Below are 19,494 nucleotides of genomic sequence, written 5' to 3' on the forward strand. Positions count from 1 at the left end.
CGTTCATGCAAATGCCCTGCGTCGGGCACGAGAGGCGCTCACTCCCAGCTCACCTGTGCGGCGAACAGGTAGCCGGCGCCATAGACCGTCTTGATCATCTTGGGGCTGTGCGGGTCGTCGCCGAGCTTGCGGCGCAGGCGCGAGATGCGCACGTCGATGCTGCGGTCGAACGGGTCGACGTCGCGCTCGCCGAGCAGCTGCTCGCGGCTGAGGATCTTGTTCGGGCGTCGCACCAGCGTCAGCAGCAGGGCGGCTTCGGCCGACGACAGGGCGGTTTCGCTGCCGTCCGCGTGCACCAGCGAGTGGCGTCCGGTGTCGAAGCGCCAGTCGCCGAAGCGGGCGACGGTGCGTTCGGCGGGCGCCTCGGCGCCGGCCTCGGGCGTGGCCGAGCGCGCGTAGCGGCGCAGGATGGAACGCACGCGGGCGACCAGCTCGCGCGGTTCGAAGGGCTTGACGATGTAGTCGTCGGCGCCGAGTTCGAGGCCCAGCACTCGGTCGGTGACGTCGTTGCGGCCGGTGAGGATCAGCACCGCGCAGGGGCTGCCGTCCTGCAGTTCGCGCACCACCTGCATGCCGTCCATGTCGGGCAGGCCGAGGTCGACGATCACGAGATCGGGCGAGGTCTGATGCGCACGCGCGAGCAGGTCGCGTCCGGTGCGCAGGTGTTCGCTGCGGAAGCCGTAGCCCGACAGCGCGCTGCAGATGATGCGCGCGATGTCGGGCTCGTCTTCCAGCACGAGGATCAGCGGCGACGAAGTCTCTTGTCCGGTCATCGGTCGGGGGCTTCCTCTCTCTGGACGGCTGCGGTTCCTGGGTGTTCGAGCAACTCGTCGAGCGCGGCGGCGAGCGTAGCCTGGTCGAAGGGCTTGCGCAGCACGGGCACGTCGAGCTCGGCGGTGCCGGCGAGGGCGTTGTCGCTCGCGTAACCGGTAATCATGAGGATGGGCATGTCGGGACGCAAGGCGCGCGTGCGCGTGACGAGTTCGCGCCCGCCGATGCCGCCGGGCATGATGGTGTCGGTGACGAGGATCGCGATGTCGGATACGGCTTCGAGCAGCAGCCACGCTTCGACGCCATCGGCCGCCTCGATCACGGTGTAGCCCAGCGCGGTGAGCTGCAGGCGGATGACGCGCCGCACCTCGGGTTCGTCCTCGACCAGCAGGACCGGGCCGGACACGCTGCGCCCCGCGCTCACGAGCGGGGCCGTACCGCTCTCGGCGACCGCCGCGGGGGCTTCCGCACGCGGCAGCACGAAGGTGACCGTCGTGCCCTTGCCGGGCGTGCTGCGGATGCGGATGTTGCCGCCGGACTGGCGCACGAAGCCATACACCATCGCCAGGCCGAGTCCGCTGCCGCGCCCGAAAGGCTTGGTCGTGAAGAAGGGCTCGAAGAGGCGCGGCAGCAGTTCCGGGGCGATGCCGCTGCCGGTGTCGGTGACGTCGATCTGCACGTAATCGCCCGGCGGCAGCTCGGCCAGCGCGGCCGGCCCTTCGTCGAGGTGGCGCTCGCCGATCGCGATCGTCAGGTCGCCGCCGTCGGGCATCGCGTCGCGCGCGTTGAGCGCGAGGTTGAGCAGCGCGTTCTCGAGCTGGTGGGCGTCGACGAAGGCGTGCAGCGGCGCCGGAGGCGCCTGCGTGTGCAGGCGTACGTTCTCGGTCAGCGAGCGTGCGAGCAGCTGCGCCATGTCCTGCACCAGCGCCCCGACCTCGACCGCGCGCGGCTCCAGCGCCTGGCCGCGCGAGAAGGTGAGCAGGCGCTTGATGAGTTCCGCACCGCGGCGTGCGGCGTGCAACGCCGGGTCGAGATGTTCGCCGTGCGTGCCCGGCGGCATCTGCGACTGCAGCGCAGCCAGGTTGCCGATGATGATCGTCAGCAGGTTGTTGAAGTCGTGCGCGAGGCCGCCGGTGAGCTGGCCCACCGCTTCCATTTTCTGCGCCTGGATCAGCGCGGCCTGGCTCGCCTTCTGCTCGGTGATGTCGGTCGACAGCACGAAATAGCCAAGCACTTCGCCCTGCGCGGACATCTCCGGCACGATCACGCTGCGCGCATGCACCGTCCGGCCGTTGGCGAGCTTGCGGGCGTACTCGTAGCTCACGCGTTCGCCGCGGTCCACGACCGCGAGCCTCTGCCGGACGACCGGATAGAGCTCGGGGCCGAACACGCTTTCGATGGTGCGCCCGACGATCGCCTCCTTGCTCAGCCCGAACCACTCCGCGTAGCCGCGATTCGCGAACTGGTAGATCTCGTTGCGGTCGACGTAGGCGATCAGCGCGGGAATCGAGTCGATGATGGTCTTGAGCTTTTCCTCGCTGTGGCGCAGCGCGCCCGCGATCTCGTCGATCTCCGCGTTGGCGTGGGCGAGGCGGGCGTTGGCGTTCTCGAGTTCCTGCGTGCGTGCCTTGACGCGGGCCTCCAGCTCGAGGTTCTGCTGGTGGATCACCTCCTCGGCGCGGCGCTGTTCGGTGATGTCGGTCCACAGCGAGACGAAGCCCAGGTTCGGGATCGGCACGCCGCGGATGGCGAGGATCTTGCCGTTGGGGCGCTTGCGCTCCGCGTAGTGCGGCAGGAAGGCGCGTGCCGCCGCCATGCGTTCGGACACCAGCTTCTCCAGTTCGCCTTCCCCGTATTCGCCACGCTCGGCGTTGAAGCGCACGAACTCCTCGAAGGGCGTGCCGACGCGCACCATGCTTTCGGGGAAGTCCAGCAGGCGCAGCATCGCCTTGTTCCAGGTCACCAGCTTCGGCGTCGCATCGAATACCGCGATCGCCTGGTCGAGCAGGTCGAGGCCCGCAAGCAGCAGGTCGTAGCGGCGCAGCTCGTGCGAGGACATGCGCGACGGCGCTTTGGCGCTCTGGGTCGGTGGCGGGGTGCGAAGCATCGGGTGGTCGGTCGCTCAGGGGTGGAAGGGCGCTGGAAGGTGGCTGTGTTGCCCCATTCTAGTGCGACCGCGGCTTCGCCGTCGCGTCTGCGCCATGGGCATGCAGTTGCCTGCGGAAGCGCTCGGGCGACACCCCGGTCCACGCGACGCAGGCGCGATAGAAGGCCGAGGTGTCGGCGTAGCCGAGCTCCGCGGCGATCGTCGCGACCGGCAGTTGCGTCTTCGTGAGCCGCGACAGCGCGATGTCGCGCCGCAGGGCGTCCTTGATCGAGCGGAAGGTCGCCCCTTCGTCCTCGAGGCGGCGGTGCAGCGTGCGCGGCGAAAGGTGCAGGCGGGCAGCGACGTCCTCGAGCGCGAGGCTCGCCGGCAGTGCGTCGCGCAGCAGGTCGCGCACGCGCAGCACCATGTCGCGGTCGCGCCGGTACAGCATCGTGATCTTGCCCGGTGCGCCGTCGAGGAAGGCCTTGAGCGCCGCCTCGTCGCGCCGCACCGGCAGGTCGAGCAGGTTGTCGCGCAGGCGCGCGACCAGCGTGCCGGCGTCGAAGAAGGAATGTTCCGTATAGACCAGCGCGTAATCGTCGGCGTGCGCGGGGCGCGGGTAGGGGAAATGCACCGAATCGAGCGCCAGGCCGCGGCCGACGAGCCAGCACGCCACCGCGTGGATCAGGCGCAGCAGCCATTCGAAGGCGAACACGCGCGCCGGGTCGCCGCGCCAGTCCGCGAGGCGGCGCGTCTCGGAGATGCGCAGCTCGGCGCGCTCGTCATCCGGGGCCTCGGCGCGGCGCACGCTCACCGCGAGGTCGGGCAGCACGATGCGCAGGAAGCGTGCGGCGCGGTCGAGCGCCTCGCCCAGCGTCGCGGCGCCGAGCATGCCGCGGCACAGGAACTCGAAGCTGTCCGTGCGCATCGGCCGGGCGAACAGCGCGAAGCCTTCGTCGTCGAGCGCGCGCGTGATGTCGTTGTAGAGGCGTGCGTAACGGTCGATCGGCACCCGCGTGGCGGGGTCTGCAAGGTCGATGCCGGCCGCGGCGAGGAAGGGGGTCGGATCACGCCCGCGGCCCTGCATGCCCGCGAGCATGCCGGTCACGAAACCCATCGCCACCGTGGCGCGCTTCGGGCGAAGCGGCGCTGCGTCGGCACCGGGGGGCGGCAGGGTGGTGGGCATGCGGAAGCGTCCTGACGGGCGATGAGCGATTGGCGGATTTTGCACGATTGTCGTCGGCACGCACAATGGCAAATGCTCCATCCGCCTTCTAACATTAAGCCCACAAACATGACCGAGCGCCGTCCGGGCGCCAACCAGAGGGAAGAAGGCATGACCAATCTCAGCGAAGCCAAGAAGCTCGTCGCCTACAAGCCGCAGCACAAGGTGCGTTTCGTCACCGCCGCGGCCCTGTTCGACGGCCACGACGCGTCGATCAACATCATGCGGCGGATTCTGCAATCGACCGGCTCCGAGGTCATCCATCTGGGCCACAACCGCTCGGTCGGCGAGATCGTCAACGCGGCGCTGCAGGAAGACGTGCAGGGCATCGCGATCACCTCCTACCAGGGCGGCCACGTCGAGTTCTTCAAGTACATGATCGACCTGCTGAAGGCCAACGGCGGCGAGAACATCAAGGTCTTCGGCGGCGGCGGCGGCGTGATCGTGCCGTCCGAGATCAAGGAACTGCACGAGTACGGCGTCACCCGCATCTACTCGCCCGAAGACGGCGCGATGATGGGCCTGCAGGGCATGATCAACGACCTCGTCGCGAACTCGGACTTCGACCTGACCAGCGCCGCGCCCGGTTCGGCCGACGCCGTCGTGAAGGCGCTCACCACCGGCGAGCGCAAGACGCAGCTACGCAGCCTGTCGCGCATCATCACCGCGCTGGAGAACGGCGCCTACGGTGAAGACGTGAAGAAGGCGCTCGTCGAAGCCGCCGCCAAGGTGAAGACCCCGACGCTGGGCATTACCGGCACCGGCGGCGCGGGCAAGAGCTCCCTCACCGACGAGCTGGTGCGCCGTTTCCGTCTCGACCAGAACGACAAGCTGCGCGTCGGCATCGTCTCGATCGACCCGTCGCGCAAGCGCACCGGCGGCGCGCTGCTGGGCGACCGCATCCGCATGAACGCGATCGAGCACGAGAACATCTACATGCGCTCGCTGGCGACGCGCGACACCGGCTCGGAAGTTTCCGCCGCGCTGCCCGAAGTCATCGCCGCGGCCAAGCTTGCGGGCTTCGACCTCGTCATCGTCGAGACCTCCGGCATCGGCCAGGGCAACGCCGCGATCGTGCCCTACGTCGACCTGTCGCTGTACGTGATGACCCCCGAGTTCGGCGCCGCGAGCCAGCTCGAGAAGATCGACATGCTCGACTTCGCCGACTTCGTCGCGATCAACAAGTTCGACCGCAAGGGCGCCGAGGACGCGCTGCGCGACGTGCGCAAGCAGTACCAGCGCAACCGCGAGCTGTTCTCCACCCCGACCGACGAAATGCCGGTGTTCGGCACGATGGCCGCGCGTTTCAACGACGACGGCATCACCGCGCTGTACCAGGCGATGTTCCCGCGCCTGGTCGAGAAGGGCCTGAAAGCCAAGCCCGGCAGCTTGCCCAAGGTCACGATCAAGGCCTCGAGCCGCGGCCGCGCGATCGTCCCTGCCGAGCGCGTGCGCTACCTCGCCGAGATCGCCGACAGCGTGCGCGACTACCACAAGCACGTCCAGCAGCAGGCCCGCGTCGCGCGCGAGCGCCAGTCGCTGAAGATCGCCAAGGCGCTGTTCGAGCAGTGCGGCAAGGAGGCGGGTTCGTTTGCCGAGATGATCGACTGGAAGGACGGCGAGCTGACGCCGGCCGCGAAGAAGCTCCTCGACATGTGGCCGCGGACCAAGGAGCTGTACGCCGCCGACGAATACGTCGTGAAGATCCGCGACAAGGAGATCCGCACCAAGCTGACCTCGGATTCGCTCTCCGGCACCAAGATCCGCAAGGTCTCGCTGCCGAACTTCGACGACGACGGCGAATCGCTGAAATTCCTGATGAAGGAGAACGTTCCCGGCTCCTTCCCCTACACCGCCGGCGTGTTCGCGTTCAAGCGCGAGGGCGAGGATCCCACCCGCATGTTTGCCGGCGAAGGCGACGCCTTCCGCACCAACCGCCGCTTCAAGCGCGTGTCCGAAGGCATGCCCGCCCACCGCCTGTCGACCGCGTTCGACTCGGTGACGCTGTACGGCTGCGACCCCGATCCGCGTCCGGACATCTACGGCAAGATCGGCAACTCCGGCGTCTCGATCGCGACGCTCGACGACATGAAGGTGCTGTACGACGGCTTCGACCTGTGCGCGCCGACGACCTCGGTGTCGATGACGATCAACGGCCCGGCGCCGATCATCCTCGCGTGCTTCTTCAACACCGCGGTGGACCAGCAGGTCGCCAAGTTCCGCGCCGACAACGGCCGCGAGCCGACCGCCGACGAGTACCAGAAGATCAAGGAATGGACGCTGTCCTCGGTGCGCGGCACCGTGCAGGCCGACATCCTGAAGGAAGACCAGGGCCAGAACACCTGCATCTTCTCGACCGAATTCGCGCTGAAGATGATGGGCGACATCCAGGAATACTTCGTCCATCACAAGGTGCAGAACTTCTACTCGGTATCGATCTCCGGCTACCACATCGCCGAGGCCGGCGCGAACCCGATCTCGCAGCTCGCCTTCACGCTGTCGAACGGCTTCACCTACGTCGAGTCGTATCTCGCGCGCGGCATGCACATCGACGACTTCGCCCCGAACCTGTCCTTCTTCTTCTCCAACGGCATGGACCCCGAGTATTCGGTGATCGGCCGCGTCGCGCGCCGCATCTGGGCGGTGGCGATGAAGAACAAGTACGGCGCGAACGAGCGCAGCCAGAAGCTGAAGTACCACGTGCAGACTTCCGGGCGCTCGCTGCATGCGCAGGAGATGGACTTCAACGATATTCGTACTACTTTGCAGGCGCTGATCGCGATCTACGACAACTGCAACTCGCTGCACACCAACGCCTACGACGAGGCGATCACGACGCCGACCGAGGAATCGGTGCGCCGCGCGATGGCGATCCAGCTGATCATCAACCGCGAATGGGGCCTGGCGAAGAACGAGAACCCGAACCAGGGCGCCTTCATCATCGACGAACTCACCGATCTCGTCGAGGAAGCGGTGCTCAAGGAATTCGAGGCCATCGCCTCGCGCGGCGGCGTGCTCGGTGCGATGGAGACCGGTTACCAGCGCGGCAAGATCCAGGAGGAGTCGCTCTACTACGAGCACAAGAAGCACGACGGCTCCTACCCGATCATCGGCGTGAACACCTTCCTCAACCCGAAGGGCCAGGCGCAGCAGGAAATCGAGCTCGCCCGCTCGACCGAGGAAGAAAAGCAGGGCCAGCTCAAGCGTCTCGCGGACTTCCACGCCCGCAACAAGACCGAGGCGCCGAAGTGGCAGGCCAAGCTGCGCCAGACCGTGATCGAGAACGGCAACGTGTTCGAAGTGCTGGTCGACGCCGTGCGCTACTGCTCGCTCGGCCAGATCACCAGCGCGCTGTACGAGGTCGGCGGCCAGTATCGCCGCAGCATGTAAGACGCGCTTGCCGCTTCGGCAGCAGCAAAACGGCGCCTGCGGGCGCCGTTTTGCTGCCCGGTTGCGGCGAAACCCCAAGCCTGACTACACTAGGTACAGAACCGTCGGAGATCGCCATGGGGCACATCGAACTGATTCACAAGCTTGAATCCTTACCGTGTGCGCAGCGCACCGCTGTGATGCAACTCGTCGATGCCCTGTTCGCCGAGCGACACCATGACGCCAGCCAACTCGATGCGGCGATCGCGGCGGCGCGCGGATCGTGGCCGAAAACGATGAGTGCCGACGAGATCGACGCCGAAGTGGAGGCAATGCGCGACGAATGGGACGAACGCCGCTGATGCCGTGCGTTGTCGATACGAATCTGCTGATTTACTTTCTGGCGGGCGCCTCGATGCGCCAGTTCTTCAGCGCATTGAGCATGCATTGCGGGAGCAGGCCAGAATCTCGGTGATCACCCGCATGGAGGTGCTGGGATGGCGTGGCCATACCGACGAGAGCCGCGCCCGCGCCCGCTTTCTGCTGGATCAGCTCGACGAGATTGCCCTGACCTCGGTTGTGGTCGAGCGCGTAATCGAGATGCGCTCGACCATCGCCATCAAGTTGCCGGACGCGATCATCGCCGCCAGTGCGCTGATTGAGGGCTTGCCTTTGATGACCCGTAATATCCGTGACTTCAAGGCGGTAGCTGGTCTGCAACTGATCGACCCGTTTTTCGTCTGAAGCGGGACTGCCCTTCGATGGCGAGGCAATGATCGCGAACGGCAACGTGTTCGAGGTGCTGGTCGACGCCGTGCGCTACTGCTCGCTCGGTCAGATCACCAGCGCGCTGTACGAGGTCGGCGGCCAGTATCGCCGCAGCATGTAAGCGGACAGCACTCCGGCATCACGAAAGACGGCGCCTGCGGGCGCCGTTTTTTTGCCCGCAGCGCCGGATGGCGCGCGAGGCGCACCATGTTGGGGCGAAGATTAATGAGAATTTAAAAAATCGTTGATCGAATGCCCAATGGTGGTGCATAAATGCGGGCGAACTATCGCCGACTCGTCTGAATGCACCATTTGAGGGAATCCGATGAAATACCAGTCGCTCGAGAACTTTCTGGAACACGTCGCGGCACGCAACCCGGGGCAACCCGAATTCCTGCAGGCCGTCACCGAGGTGATCGAAAGCCTGTGGCCCTTCATCTCCAGTCATCCGAAGTATGCGGAACAGGGGCTCCTCGATCGCCTGGTCGAGCCCGAACGCGTGATCATGTTCCGCGTCTCCTGGGTCGATGACCACGGCGACGTGCAGGTCAACCGCGGCTATCGCATCCAGCACAGCTCGGCGATCGGCCCGTTCAAGGGCGGCATCCGCTTCCACCCCTCGGTGAACCTCTCCATCCTCAAGTTCCTCGCCTTCGAGCAGACCTTCAAGAACGCGCTCACGACGCTGCCGATGGGCGGCGGCAAGGGCGGCTCGGACTTCGATCCGAAGGGCAAGAGCCCGGCCGAGGTGATGCGCTTCTGCCAGGCCTTCGTCAGCGAGCTGTTCCGTCATGTGGGCTCCGACACCGACGTGCCGGCGGGCGACATCGGCGTGGGCGGCCGTGAGGTCGGCTTCATGGCGGGCATGATGAAGAAGCTGTCGAACCGCGCCGACTGCGTGTTCACCGGCAAGGGGCTCGCCTTCGGCGGCTCGCTGATCCGCCCCGAGGCGACCGGCTACGGCACCGTGTATTTCGCCGAGGAGATGCTCAAGCGCAAGGACATGTCCTTCGACGGCCTGCGCGTGAGTGTGTCCGGCTCGGGCAATGTCGCGCAGTACGCGGTCGAAAAGGCGATGGCGCTCGGCGCGAAGGTCGTCACGGTGTCCGATTCGAGCGGCACGGTGATTGACGAGGACGGCTTCACGACCGAGAAGCTCGCCGAGCTGATGGAAGTGAAGAACCACCTCTACGGCCGCGTCAGCGACTACGCGCAGCGCGTGAAGGCCAACTTCCTGCCCGACGTGTCGCCGTGGCACGTGCCGGTCGATGTCGCGCTGCCGTGCGCGACGCAGAACGAGCTCGAGGGCGAGGATGCGCGCAAGCTGGTCAAGAACGGCGTCAAGTGCGTCGCCGAAGGCGCCAACATGCCCTCGACGGCGGAGGCGGTGCGCGTGTTCGAGGACGTCGGAGTACTGTACGCGCCGGGCAAGGCCAGCAACGCGGGCGGGGTCGCGACTTCGGGTCTGGAGATGAGCCAGAACGCGATGCGCCTGTCGTGGCCGCGCGAGGAGGTCGATGCGCGCCTGCTCGGCATCATGCACAGCATCCACGATGCCTGCGTGCAGCACGGCCGCCGTCCGGACGGCACGGTCAGCTATGTGGATGGCGCGAACGTCGCCGGTTTCGTGAAGGTGGCGGACGCGATGCTGGCGCAGGGCGTGATCTGACGTCCGCGCACGGGCGGGGCGGGGCGCTCAGTGCAGCGCGACGTCACCGCCCGGCGAACGGCTCCACGGCGACTGAGCCTCCCATTCGTCGAACTGTTCGGTCGGGATCGGCCGGCCGACGAAGTGGCCCTGCGCGGTGTCACAGTTCAACTCCAGGAGCCGGTCCCACAGCGCCTCGCTCTCCACGCCCTCGGCGACCACGCCCAGACCCAGGTTGTGCCCCAGTTCCACGGTCGAATGAACGATGACCGCGGAACCCGCGTTGGTCAGCATGCTGGTCACGAAGGAATGGTCGATCTTGAGTGAATCGACCGGCAGCTTCTGCAGGTAGCTCAGGCTGGAATAGCCGATGCCGAAGTCGTCGATGAAGAGTTCGACGCCGAGATCCTTGAGCTGGACGAGCGTCTCCAGCGCGCCGGCCGGATCCTCCATCAGCGCGCTTTCGGTGAGTTCGAACTGCACCAGCTCGGGTGGCAGCGCCCAGGTTGCGAACAGGCCGCTGATGCGGTCGATCAGGCGCGGATCGCGCAGGTCCTGCGCCGACAGGTTCACCGACAGCGGCCGCTTGATCCCCTTTTCGTGCCACGCGTAGGACTGGCGGAAGGCGGCTTCGAGCACCCAGCGCGTCAGCGGCATGATCAGGCCGGCGTGTTCGGCGAGTGCGATGAATTCGCCCGTCGCGATCATGCCGTGCTGCGGGTGCTGCCAGCGCACCAGCGCCTCGGCACCGCAGATCTCGCTGCTGCGGATGGCGACCTTCGGCTGGCAGTACAGCAGCAGCTCGTTCTGGTCGATCGCGCTGCGCAGCTCGCTCATCAGCTCCAGCCGGCGCGTGCTCTCGCGGTCTTCGGTGCCCTTGTACAGCGTGTACTTGCACGCCGTCCTGCGCGCCTGCACTGCGGCGATCTTCGCACGCCGCAGCAACGCCTCGGGCGTATTGCCATGCCCGGGGTATAGCGAGATGCCGATATGGGCGTGCGGATCCATCGCCAGCCCGGCAAAGATCACCGGGTCGCACACCTCGCGCATCGCATGGTGCGCGACGCGCATCGCCGCTTCCGCGCTCGAGCGCGGCATGATGATCGCGAACTCGTCCTCGCCGACGCGCGCGACCGACTTGTTCGGGCCGGCGATGTGCTGCAGGCGCCCGGCCATCTCGACGATCAGATGGTCGCCCTCCTGATAGCCCAGCGTGTCGCTGATCTCCTGGAAGCGCCCGACCTTCAGCAGCAGCACTGCCATCGACTGGTTTTCCTGCTGCGCCTGCGCGATCTCCACGGCGAGCGTTTCGCCCACCGAGCTGCGGTTGGGCAGGTCGGTCAGCGCGTCGAAGTATGCCATGTGGCGGATCGTCTCCTCCGCCTCGCGGTGGCGCTCGCGCATGCGCAGCGTCGCGATGCCGAAGGCGAGATCGTCCGCCATCTCGGCCAGGAGCCCGGTCTCGCATTCATCGAAAGCATCGGGCTCGGTGGCGAAAATCGTCAGGTTGCCGATGGTTTCGCCCTTGATGATCAGCGGGAAGGCAGCGAGCGCCGCATACCCGCGCCTGAAGGACTCATTGAGCGATATCGGCAGCTGCACGTCGGGGATGTTGTGCAGGTCCTGGATGACGACCGTCTTGCCGCTGCGGATCGCCGTGGCCGTCGGGCCGCGTGCGTCGGGCGTGTCGCCTTCGGCCCAGCTGAAGTGGCCGAGTGTCAGGAATCCCTCCTCGACGCCGTGGTGCGCCATCGGGCGGATGGTCCGTTCCTCGTCGTGCTCGGCGTAGCCGACCCACGCCATGCGGTAGCCGCCGAGCTCGACGATCACCCGGCACATCTCCTGCAGCAGCGTTGCCTCGTCCTGCGCCCGCAACAACGTGCGGTTGCCCGCGCTCAGCGTGCGCAACGCGCGTTCGGCGTAGCTCATGACGCTCTCCTCTGCGCTTGCACCGCAACGGCGTCCGTCGGCCCGATTGCCGTGCCGGCGGCGAGCGCTCGTGCCGGCGACAATTCATCCTAGTGCTCAGGGCAGGGCGGCGCAACGCTGCGCCGCCACGTCCGTCACGCTCAGGATGCGGTCGAGCGTGCCTTCAACGCGCCGATCACCACCGGCAGCAGCGACAGCACGATGATGCCGACGATCACCAGCGTGAGGTTCTGCTTGATCCACGGCATGTTGCCGAACCAGTAGCCGGCAAGCGTCAGCGACACGACCCAGGCCACCGCACCGACGACGTTGAACAGCGTGAAGCGCGCGTAGCTCATGCTGCCGATGCCTGCGACGAAGGGCGCGAAGGTGCGGAACAGCGGCAGGAAACGCGAGATCACCAGCGTCTTGCCGCCGTGTTTCTCGTAGAAGAGGTGCGTCTTCATCAGCGCCGCCTTGTTGAACAGGCGCGAGTTCTCCCAGTGGAAGACCCTGGGGCCGAAGTAGCGGCCGATCGAGTAGTTGATGGTGTTGCCGAGCACCGCGGCGGCCGTCAGCGTGAGGATCAGCAGCGAGATGTCCATGTTGCCCAGCGCCGCCAGCGCGCCGGCAATGAACAGCAGCGAGTCGCCGGGCAGGAAGGGCGTCACGACGAAGCCGGTCTCGCTGAAGATCACCGCGAACAGGATCGCGTAGATCCAGATGCCGTAGGTGCTGACGAGCACTTCGAGGTGCTTGTCGAGGTGAAGGACGATGTCGAGCAGCGGGGCGAGGAATTCCATGGACGGATGCGCAGGTGGGAAAGGCCGGAATTCTACCCGACCCCCGGGCCGGCGACCGGAATGCCGGGCGGCGACGTCGCGGACGGATAGCGGGAGCGAACATTCTGGTGGGCGATTGTTGCAGGAACCGCCACGATGAATTGTTTGTTTCAAACTTGCCGAGCGCGGCGCTGCCTTCTATAGTCCGCCCGCACCGGCGGGCCGTGACCGATGATCGGGTCGGAAGGGGCGTGCCGGCCTTATCGCGGGAAATTCCGGATGTCAGGCCTGTTACGCAAGTTCTGGATCGAGCCGCCCGTGCGCGCGGTGATGCTGCTGACCGCGCTGATGCTGGCGGTGCTGGCCGGCGGCACCGCATTCCTGCTCTACGACATGCGCCAGCGCGAGATCGAATACGCGCGCAGCGAGATCTCGACCCTCAGCCGCATCCTCGCGGAGCAGACCGCGCGCACGCTCGACGGCGTCGTGATGGCGCTGCGCGGCGCCCAGGAAAGGCTCTCCGACAACATCGGGATGCAGCTCGAACTCGACAGCTTCCCCGTCCAGGCGCTCCTCAAGGCCCGCGCCGAAGGGCTGCCGCAGTACTCGTCGATGTTCGTCGTCAATGCCAGCGGGGTCGTCATGAATTCGACCCTGCTCGGCACCCGTCCCGGCTTCAACGAAGCGGACCGCGACTACTTCGCGCGTCTCGTGCGCAAGGACGAAGGGATCTTCATCAGCCAGATGTACCGCCGCCGCTTCGACGGTGAGTGGACCTTCTACCTCAGCGCGCGGCTCGTCGATGCCGGCGGCAATTTCCGCGGCGTCGTCGCTTCGGCGGTCGTCGCGAACTATTTCGAATCGTTCTACCGCCGGCTCGACCTGCGCTTCGGCAAGCAGATCCAGCTGATCAACGCGCGCGGCAACCTGGTCGCGAGCTTCCCCAGCGACATGGACAAGGTCGATCAGCCCGTCGCGGGTTTGCCTACGCTCACCGAGAAGGCGGCCGACCCGAACGGCACGATCCGCGTTACCGAGACCCTGGCCGGCGAGAACCGCTTCGTCGCCTACCATCGCGTGCCGCGCTATCCCTTCCTGATCGGCGTCGCCGTGGATCAGGACTCGGCGCTGGTGTCCTGGCCGATGACCGCACGTCCCATCGTTGCGGGCGCCGGCATCGTCGCCGCGCTGCTGCTGGCGGCCTCCTGCGGTGTCGCGTGGAGCATGCGCCGGCGTGCGCTGATGGCGAGCGCGCTGCAGCACAGCGAAGAGCGCCTGCGCGAGATGGTCGAGTCGGTGATGGACGCGATCGTCACCATCGACGAGGACCTGTCCGTGGTGCTGTTCAACCGCGCGGCCGAGCAGATGTTCGGCGTCCGTGCCGACGACACGATCGGCAAGCCCTTCGACCGCCTCCTCGGGAGCGAGTCGCGCGGCGCCTATCACGCCATCGTCGGGCGGCGGCGCAATTCGGGCGAACCGCGGCATGCGCGCCGCGGCCGCGCCGAACTCACTGCCCGCCACGCCGACGGCCGCGAATTCCCCGCCGACGCTACCTTTTCCTCCACCGAGACCCAGGGGCAGCGGTTCCTCACCGTGGTGCTGCGCGACCTGACCGAGCGCAAGCGCATCGAAACCCATCTGCGCGAAACCAATCGCCAGCTGCAGGAACTGTCCACGGCGCTGCAGCGGGTGCGCGAGGACGAACGGGCCGGCATCGCGCGCGAAATGCACGACGAACTCGGGCAGCGGCTCACCGCGATCAAGCTCGAACTCTCCTGGCTGGGCGGCCGCCTGCCGGGCGAACGCGCCGACCTGCAGGACAAGGTGGGCGTGATCAAGGAGCAGCTCAACCAGACGATCGCCTCGGTGCGGCGCATCACCTACGAGCTGCGGCCGCTGATCCTCGACGACCTGGGCCTGCGCGCCGCGATCTCGTGGCTCACGGACGATTTCTCCAAACGGACCAACATCGAACTGGTGCTGGATCTGGACGACGACGAACCCGAGCGGGGCAGCGCCGAGGCGACGACGCTGTTCCGCGTGCTGCAGGAATCCCTCACCAACGTCACGAAGTACGCGCAGGCGAGTACCGTATGGGTGGCGTGCCGGCGCGACGGCAGCGACTGGCGCCTGACGGTACGCGACGACGGCATCGGCTTCGTGCTCGATGCGGCGAATCAGGCGGGATTCGGCCTGCTCGGCATGCGCGAGCGCATCCGCCTGGTGCAGGGAACCTTCGTGATCCACTCCACGCCCGGCGACGGCACGACGATCGACGTCACCGTCCCGGCCCGGCAATGAGGCAGGCAAGATGGAAAAACTCAGGGTACTGCTCGCCGACGACCACGCGATCATCCGCGACGGCCTGAAGCAGATCCTCGCCGACACGGAAGACCTTGCGGTGTGCGGCGAGGCGGCCAACGGCAACGAGGCGCTGCTGCTCGTGCGCGAGCAGGAGTGGGACGTCATCGTGCTCGACATCTCGATGCCCGGGCGCAGCGGCCTCGATCTCATCCGCCTGATCCGCGACGAGAAGCCCAAGCTCCCCATCCTGATCCTGAGCATGCACCACGAGGAGCAGTACGCCGTGCGTGCGCTGCACGCCGGAGCGTCGGGCTACCTGACCAAGGAGAGCGACGCCGAGCTGCTCGTACAAGCGATCCGCCGCGTCGCGCATGGCGGCGTGTACGTGAGCGACACCGTCGCCCAGTTGATCGCGCGCGGCCTCATGCCCGCCGCGAACGAGCTGCCGCACACCACCCTGTCGGACCGCGAATACCAGATCTTCCACCGACTCGTGCTCGGGCAGGGCCTCACCGACATTGCCAACGAGCTGTCGCTCAGCGTCAAGACCATCAGCACGCACAAGACGCGCATCCTGCAGAAGATGTCGATGACGAATACGTCCGAGCTGATCCGCTATGCGGTCGCGCACCACCTGGTGAAGTCGACCGACGTGTAAGTCCGCGCCGCACCCGCGCGGCGCCTTCCGCTTCCCCTCTCCCGCCTCGTTTCCGGCCCCGCCGGGCCCCTGCGCCGCGCCGCGAAGGCCGCGGCATGCCCGCGCGCGCCCGGCGCTTGCACCGCATCGGCCGCGATCGCGGGCTGCGCGGCATTAGGAATTTTCCTACACGCAATTTAAACCCTGTCCGATATGTGGTTTTGCGCGGATTCGTGAAAATTTCGTCACGTCGGATCGCGTCCCCAACTGCGGTCGCTACGACGAAAGTCCAGCTTCAACAGGAGAGTTCAAATGCAATTCCGTCTCAACCGCGTGTCGCTGCTCGTTGCCGCCACCGCCGCGATCCTCGCCTCGTCCTCGTCGTACGCCGTGGATGCCGACGCCGCCAAGGCGCTCGCGAAGGACAACGACTGCTTCAAGTGCCACGCCATCGACAAGACCAAGAAAGGCCCTGCGTACAAGAAGATCGCCGCCAAGTACAAGGGCAAGGAAGCGGAAGGCTTCGAGAAGATGAAGAAGAACATCACCACCGGCCCGAAGGTGAAGCTCGAGGACGGCACCGAAGAAGAGCACAAGATCATCAACACCAAGAACGAGGCCGAGATCAAGAACCTCATGGAATGGATCCTTTCGCAGTAAGCAGCGTGGCCTGAATCGCACCGCCCGGTCGGGCGGTGCGGCAATGACGTTTGGAAACAAGGGGGTAACATGAGAAAAATACGAAGCTTGCTTGCAGTGCTGGCCTGTATCGGCAGCGTCTGCTCCGGGGCGGTGTTCGCCGCGGATGCGCCGAAGGAGGCGCCCAAGGACATCGTCCTCGCCGGTGATGCCAAATGCACGTCCTGTCACGACGAGGCGGATGCCCCCGGCGTGCTGCACATCGGCAAGACCAAGCACGGCACGCGCGCCGACGGCCGCACGCCCACCTGTACCGATTGTCACGGCGACAGCGACAAGCACGTGACTTACAAGGGCAGCGACAAGCCGCCCAAGCCCGACCGCACCTTCGACAAGCAGTCCGCGACCCCCGTTGCCGAGCGCAACGCCGCCTGCCTGTCCTGTCACCAGACCGATCCCAAGCGTCACCTGTGGGCCGGCAGCACGCACGAGCGCCGCGACGTCGCCTGCAGTTCGTGTCACGACACGCACACCGCCGACGACAAGGTCCGCGACAAGCGCACCCAGGCCGAAGTGTGCTTCGCCTGCCACAAGGAGCAGCGCGCGCAGGTCAACCGTCCGTCGCACCACCCCATCCCCGAAGGCAAGATGGCCTGCTCGGACTGCCACAACCCGCACGGCACCACCGGTCCGAAACTGCTCGTGAAGGACAGCACCAACGCGACCTGCTACACCTGCCACGCGGAGAAGCGCGGCCCCTTCGTGCATAACCATGCGCCGGTCACCGAAGACTGCGCCAACTGCCACAACCCGCACGGCACCGTCGCCGACGCGATGCTCAAGACCCGTCCGCCCTTCCTGTGCCAGCAGTGCCATGACCCCGCCAACCACCTCGGCACGATTCCGGGTGTCGCGGCGAACACCGATCTCAGCCGCACCGTCAATGGTCTCGCGACCGGCTCTCCGGCGGTTCAGAACAACGGTCTCAATTCCGTTGGCGTCACTCAGGCGCGCGGCTGCCTGAATTGCCATACCGAGATCCATGGCAGCAACAGTCCGGCGAACGCCTCCAAGGCGTTGCGCTTCTGGCGTTAAGAGTCAGGGAGAGAAACCATGCACAACAATCGCGTTTTCAAGCGGACCGTGCTCGCGCTGGCCGTGTCGATGGCCTTCCCCGTCTCGTCCGCCATCGCCCAGGAAGACGTCGCGGAGCTGATCAGCCCGAACGTCGCGGAAGCAGGCGTCAAGCTGCAATATCTCGACGACGTCAATCCGCTCTACCGGCAGTACAACGGCATCAATGATGACGGCGTTAATGCGAGTGCCGACGTCAAGATCATCCAGCGCTCCGATGCGGGCCGCTGGCTGCGCATCGAGGGCCGCGACCTCGGCCTGCGCACGCAGGAATTCGGTGCGTCGCTGGAGCAGCAGGGCGACTGGAAAGTCGGCATCGACTACAACCAGATCCCGCGCTTCGCTCCCTTCGTGGTGTTTACGCCGGTGACCGGCATCGGCCACGACACGCTCAACCTCGGTACGCGCATCGACGACAAGGACCTCAAAACCGAGCGCACCGCGACCTCGCTGACCGCCACCAAGTTCATCAGCAAGAATCTGCAGGCGAACGTCACGTTCAAGAACGAGGACAAGAAGGGCGAGCGCCTGTTCGGATCGAACGGCAACGTCGGCGGCTTCCTCGGCCAGCTGTTCACGCCCGAGCCGATCGACTCCAACCACAAGCAGATCGAGGCCTCGATCGACTATGCCACCGAGAAGTTCTACGTCTCGGGCGGGTATTACGGCAGCTTCTTCGAGAACAAGGCGGGCAAGGGGCTGTTCGTCAATTACGGCACCACCGGTGGTGCCGGCAACCCCGTTGCGGTGCAGGGCTCGCCGACGCAGATGAGCCCGCTGTCGCTCGCGCCGGACAACCAGGCGCACCAGTTCCACATTGCCGGCGGCTACAACTGGAGCCGCGACACGCGCGCGAACCTGAAGATCAGCAAGACCTTCGCGACGCAGGACGACAGCTTCCTGCCGAATTCCGCGCGCGTGCCGTACTACGCGGGCATGAAGCGCTCGGACCTGGGCGGCAAGGTCGATACGACCAACGTGTTCGGGTCGCTGACGTCGCGTGTCACGGACAAGCTCAACCTGCTGGCATCGTGGGCGTACGAGGATCGCGACGACCGCACGCCGCAGGTCGACTACCTGGTCGACGTGGGCCACGGCGGCGCGATCCTGCAGAACAATCCCGAGTCGCAGAAGACGCACCGCGGCAAGTTCGAGGCGAGCTACCGCCTGCCGCGGGGCTTCAACCTCACCGCCGGCTACGACTATGACTTCAAGAAGTACGAAGGCATGGACGAACTGTTCCGCGACGAGATCACCGAGAACACCTACCGGGTCGATGTACGCAAGTCCCTCGGTGACACGGTCAACGGCAGCCTGATGTTCGCACACAGCGAGCGCGACGGCTCGAGCTGGGGCACCACGCCGAACCTGGTGAATGACGGTACCCACGCGGTCGGCCTGCACTGGACCGCGCCGACCCAGTTCTCCGACCGCGAGCGCGACAAGCTCAAGCTGATGGTCGACTGGATGCCCATCGACCCGCTGTCGGTGCAGTTCGCCTATGAGTATGCGCTGGACGACTACAAGACGCGCATCTTCGACATGGGCCTGAACGAGGGCCGCTCGGAACTGTTCTCGCTCGACGCGTCGTACCGCTTTAATGACCGTTGGAAGGCGAACATGTGGTATTCGCACAGCACCAACGACATCGAGCAGAATTCGCTCAACAGCACCTTCGGTTCCCTGTGCAACGGCACTTCGGTCCGTAACACCTGCGTGCCGTGGGGTGCCGACCTCGAGCTGAGTTCCAATGCGTTCGGCGCCGGGTTCGACGGGCAGATCAGTTCGAAGCTGTCGGTCGGCGGGCAGTACCTCTACAGCCGCGACGTGAACAAGTACGACATCTCCTACGCGGACGAGGGGGCATTCGCGTCGCCCCGCGTGGGCCCGGGATTCTCGTCGATCCGCCAGGGCGCGGGAATTCTTCCCGACACCGAGTACACGCTGAATACCCTGCGGCTGTTCGCGAAGTACGCAGTGACCAAGGCCACGGCTATTCGTTTAGACTATGTCTGGGACCGGCGCGAGCTGGACGACTACACGTGGTCGAGCTGGACCTACTCGGACGGGACGAAGGTCCTCGTGAATCCTGATCAGATAACGCGCGTGATTGCGGTGACGCTCTCGCACGCATTCTGATTCACGGCAGCAACGGCCGGGCCGCAGGCGGCCCGGTTTCGTCCGGGGACAGGAAGTCGCCGGGCAGGGGGCCCACGAGCA

14 protein-coding genes are annotated in these 19,494 nt (G+C 66.1%); 9 read left to right on the forward strand and 5 right to left on the reverse strand.

The genetic code is table 11. From position 1 onward, the window contains the following. Nucleotides 1-38 precede the first annotated feature (38 nt). The 3 genes from BW991_RS19850 to BW991_RS19860 are packed head-to-tail and all read right to left on the reverse strand — an operon-like array spanning nucleotide 39 to nucleotide 4,043. Nucleotides 39-773 carry a response regulator transcription factor gene (locus BW991_RS19850; RefSeq protein WP_076603852.1) on the reverse strand — a complete coding sequence of 245 codons (735 nt, stop codon included), beginning with the start codon at nucleotides 771-773 and terminating at the stop codon, nucleotides 39-41. Further along, on the reverse strand, nucleotides 770-2,878 hold the full coding sequence (locus tag BW991_RS19855; protein WP_076603853.1) for a PAS-domain containing protein: 2,109 nt from the start codon (nucleotides 2,876-2,878) through the stop codon (nucleotides 770-772). The genes BW991_RS19850 and BW991_RS19855 overlap by 4 nt, the downstream gene beginning before the upstream one ends. A gap of 58 nt (nucleotides 2,879-2,936) precedes the next feature. Beyond that, nucleotides 2,937-4,043 carry an AraC family transcriptional regulator gene (locus BW991_RS19860; RefSeq protein WP_076603854.1) on the reverse strand — a complete coding sequence of 369 codons (1,107 nt, stop codon included), beginning with the start codon at nucleotides 4,041-4,043 and terminating at the stop codon, nucleotides 2,937-2,939. Between the two features lie 150 nt (nucleotides 4,044-4,193). On the opposite strand from BW991_RS19860, the gene icmF reads away from it, so the two are divergent. The 4 genes from icmF (at nucleotide 4,194) to gdhA (ending at nucleotide 9,888) form a co-directional block, all read left to right on the forward strand. After that, on the forward strand, nucleotides 4,194-7,472 hold the full coding sequence (icmF, locus tag BW991_RS19865; RefSeq protein ID WP_076603855.1) for a fused isobutyryl-CoA mutase/GTPase IcmF: 3,279 nt from the start codon (nucleotides 4,194-4,196) through the stop codon (nucleotides 7,470-7,472). Nucleotides 7,473-7,588: 116 nt separating this feature from the next. Continuing rightward, nucleotides 7,589-7,813 carry a hypothetical protein gene (locus BW991_RS19870; protein ID WP_076603856.1) on the forward strand — a complete coding sequence of 75 codons (225 nt, stop codon included), beginning with the start codon at nucleotides 7,589-7,591 and terminating at the stop codon, nucleotides 7,811-7,813. Between the two features lie 4 nt (nucleotides 7,814-7,817). Further along, nucleotides 7,818-8,195, forward strand: coding sequence for a type II toxin-antitoxin system VapC family toxin (locus tag BW991_RS19875; RefSeq protein WP_139335965.1), 378 nt, complete (start codon nucleotides 7,818-7,820; stop codon nucleotides 8,193-8,195). A gap of 349 nt (nucleotides 8,196-8,544) precedes the next feature. Continuing rightward, nucleotides 8,545-9,888: an NADP-specific glutamate dehydrogenase gene (gene gdhA / locus BW991_RS19880; protein ID WP_076603857.1), complete on the forward strand. Its 1,344-nt coding sequence runs from the start codon at nucleotides 8,545-8,547 to the stop codon at nucleotides 9,886-9,888. A 27-nt stretch (nucleotides 9,889-9,915) separates the two neighbouring features. Here gdhA and BW991_RS19885 read toward each other — a convergent pair whose 3' ends face one another. Together BW991_RS19885 and BW991_RS19890 are read right to left on the reverse strand one after the other, a co-directional pair. Further along, on the reverse strand, nucleotides 9,916-11,796 hold the full coding sequence (locus BW991_RS19885; RefSeq protein WP_076603858.1) for a putative bifunctional diguanylate cyclase/phosphodiesterase: 1,881 nt from the start codon (nucleotides 11,794-11,796) through the stop codon (nucleotides 9,916-9,918). A gap of 140 nt (nucleotides 11,797-11,936) precedes the next feature. Beyond that, nucleotides 11,937-12,578 (reverse strand): DedA family protein, encoded by a 642-nt coding sequence (locus BW991_RS19890; RefSeq protein WP_076603859.1) that lies wholly within the window; start codon nucleotides 12,576-12,578, stop codon nucleotides 11,937-11,939. 258 nt (nucleotides 12,579-12,836) lie between these two features. Here BW991_RS19890 and BW991_RS19895 point away from each other — a divergent pair, with 258 nt between their 5' ends. The 5 genes from BW991_RS19895 (at nucleotide 12,837) to BW991_RS19915 (ending at nucleotide 19,413) form a co-directional block, all read left to right on the forward strand. Then, a complete protein-coding gene (locus BW991_RS19895) occupies nucleotides 12,837-14,861 on the forward strand; it encodes a cache domain-containing protein (protein ID WP_076603860.1) in 2,025 nt (674 codons plus the stop codon). Between the two features lie 10 nt (nucleotides 14,862-14,871). Next, nucleotides 14,872-15,522 (forward strand): response regulator, encoded by a 651-nt coding sequence (locus BW991_RS19900; protein WP_076603861.1) that lies wholly within the window; start codon nucleotides 14,872-14,874, stop codon nucleotides 15,520-15,522. A gap of 291 nt (nucleotides 15,523-15,813) precedes the next feature. Next, nucleotides 15,814-16,161: a c-type cytochrome gene (locus BW991_RS19905; protein ID WP_076603862.1), complete on the forward strand. Its 348-nt coding sequence runs from the start codon at nucleotides 15,814-15,816 to the stop codon at nucleotides 16,159-16,161. Between the two features lie 69 nt (nucleotides 16,162-16,230). Then, on the forward strand, nucleotides 16,231-17,235 hold the full coding sequence (locus BW991_RS19910; protein WP_076603863.1) for a DmsE family decaheme c-type cytochrome: 1,005 nt from the start codon (nucleotides 16,231-16,233) through the stop codon (nucleotides 17,233-17,235). A gap of 18 nt (nucleotides 17,236-17,253) precedes the next feature. After that, nucleotides 17,254-19,413 (forward strand): MtrB/PioB family decaheme-associated outer membrane protein, encoded by a 2,160-nt coding sequence (locus BW991_RS19915; protein ID WP_076603864.1) that lies wholly within the window; start codon nucleotides 17,254-17,256, stop codon nucleotides 19,411-19,413. Nucleotides 19,414-19,494 lie beyond the last annotated feature (81 nt).

The organism is Aromatoleum tolulyticum, from assembly GCF_900156155.1.
Lineage (GTDB): Bacteria > Pseudomonadota > Gammaproteobacteria > Burkholderiales > Rhodocyclaceae > Aromatoleum > Aromatoleum tolulyticum.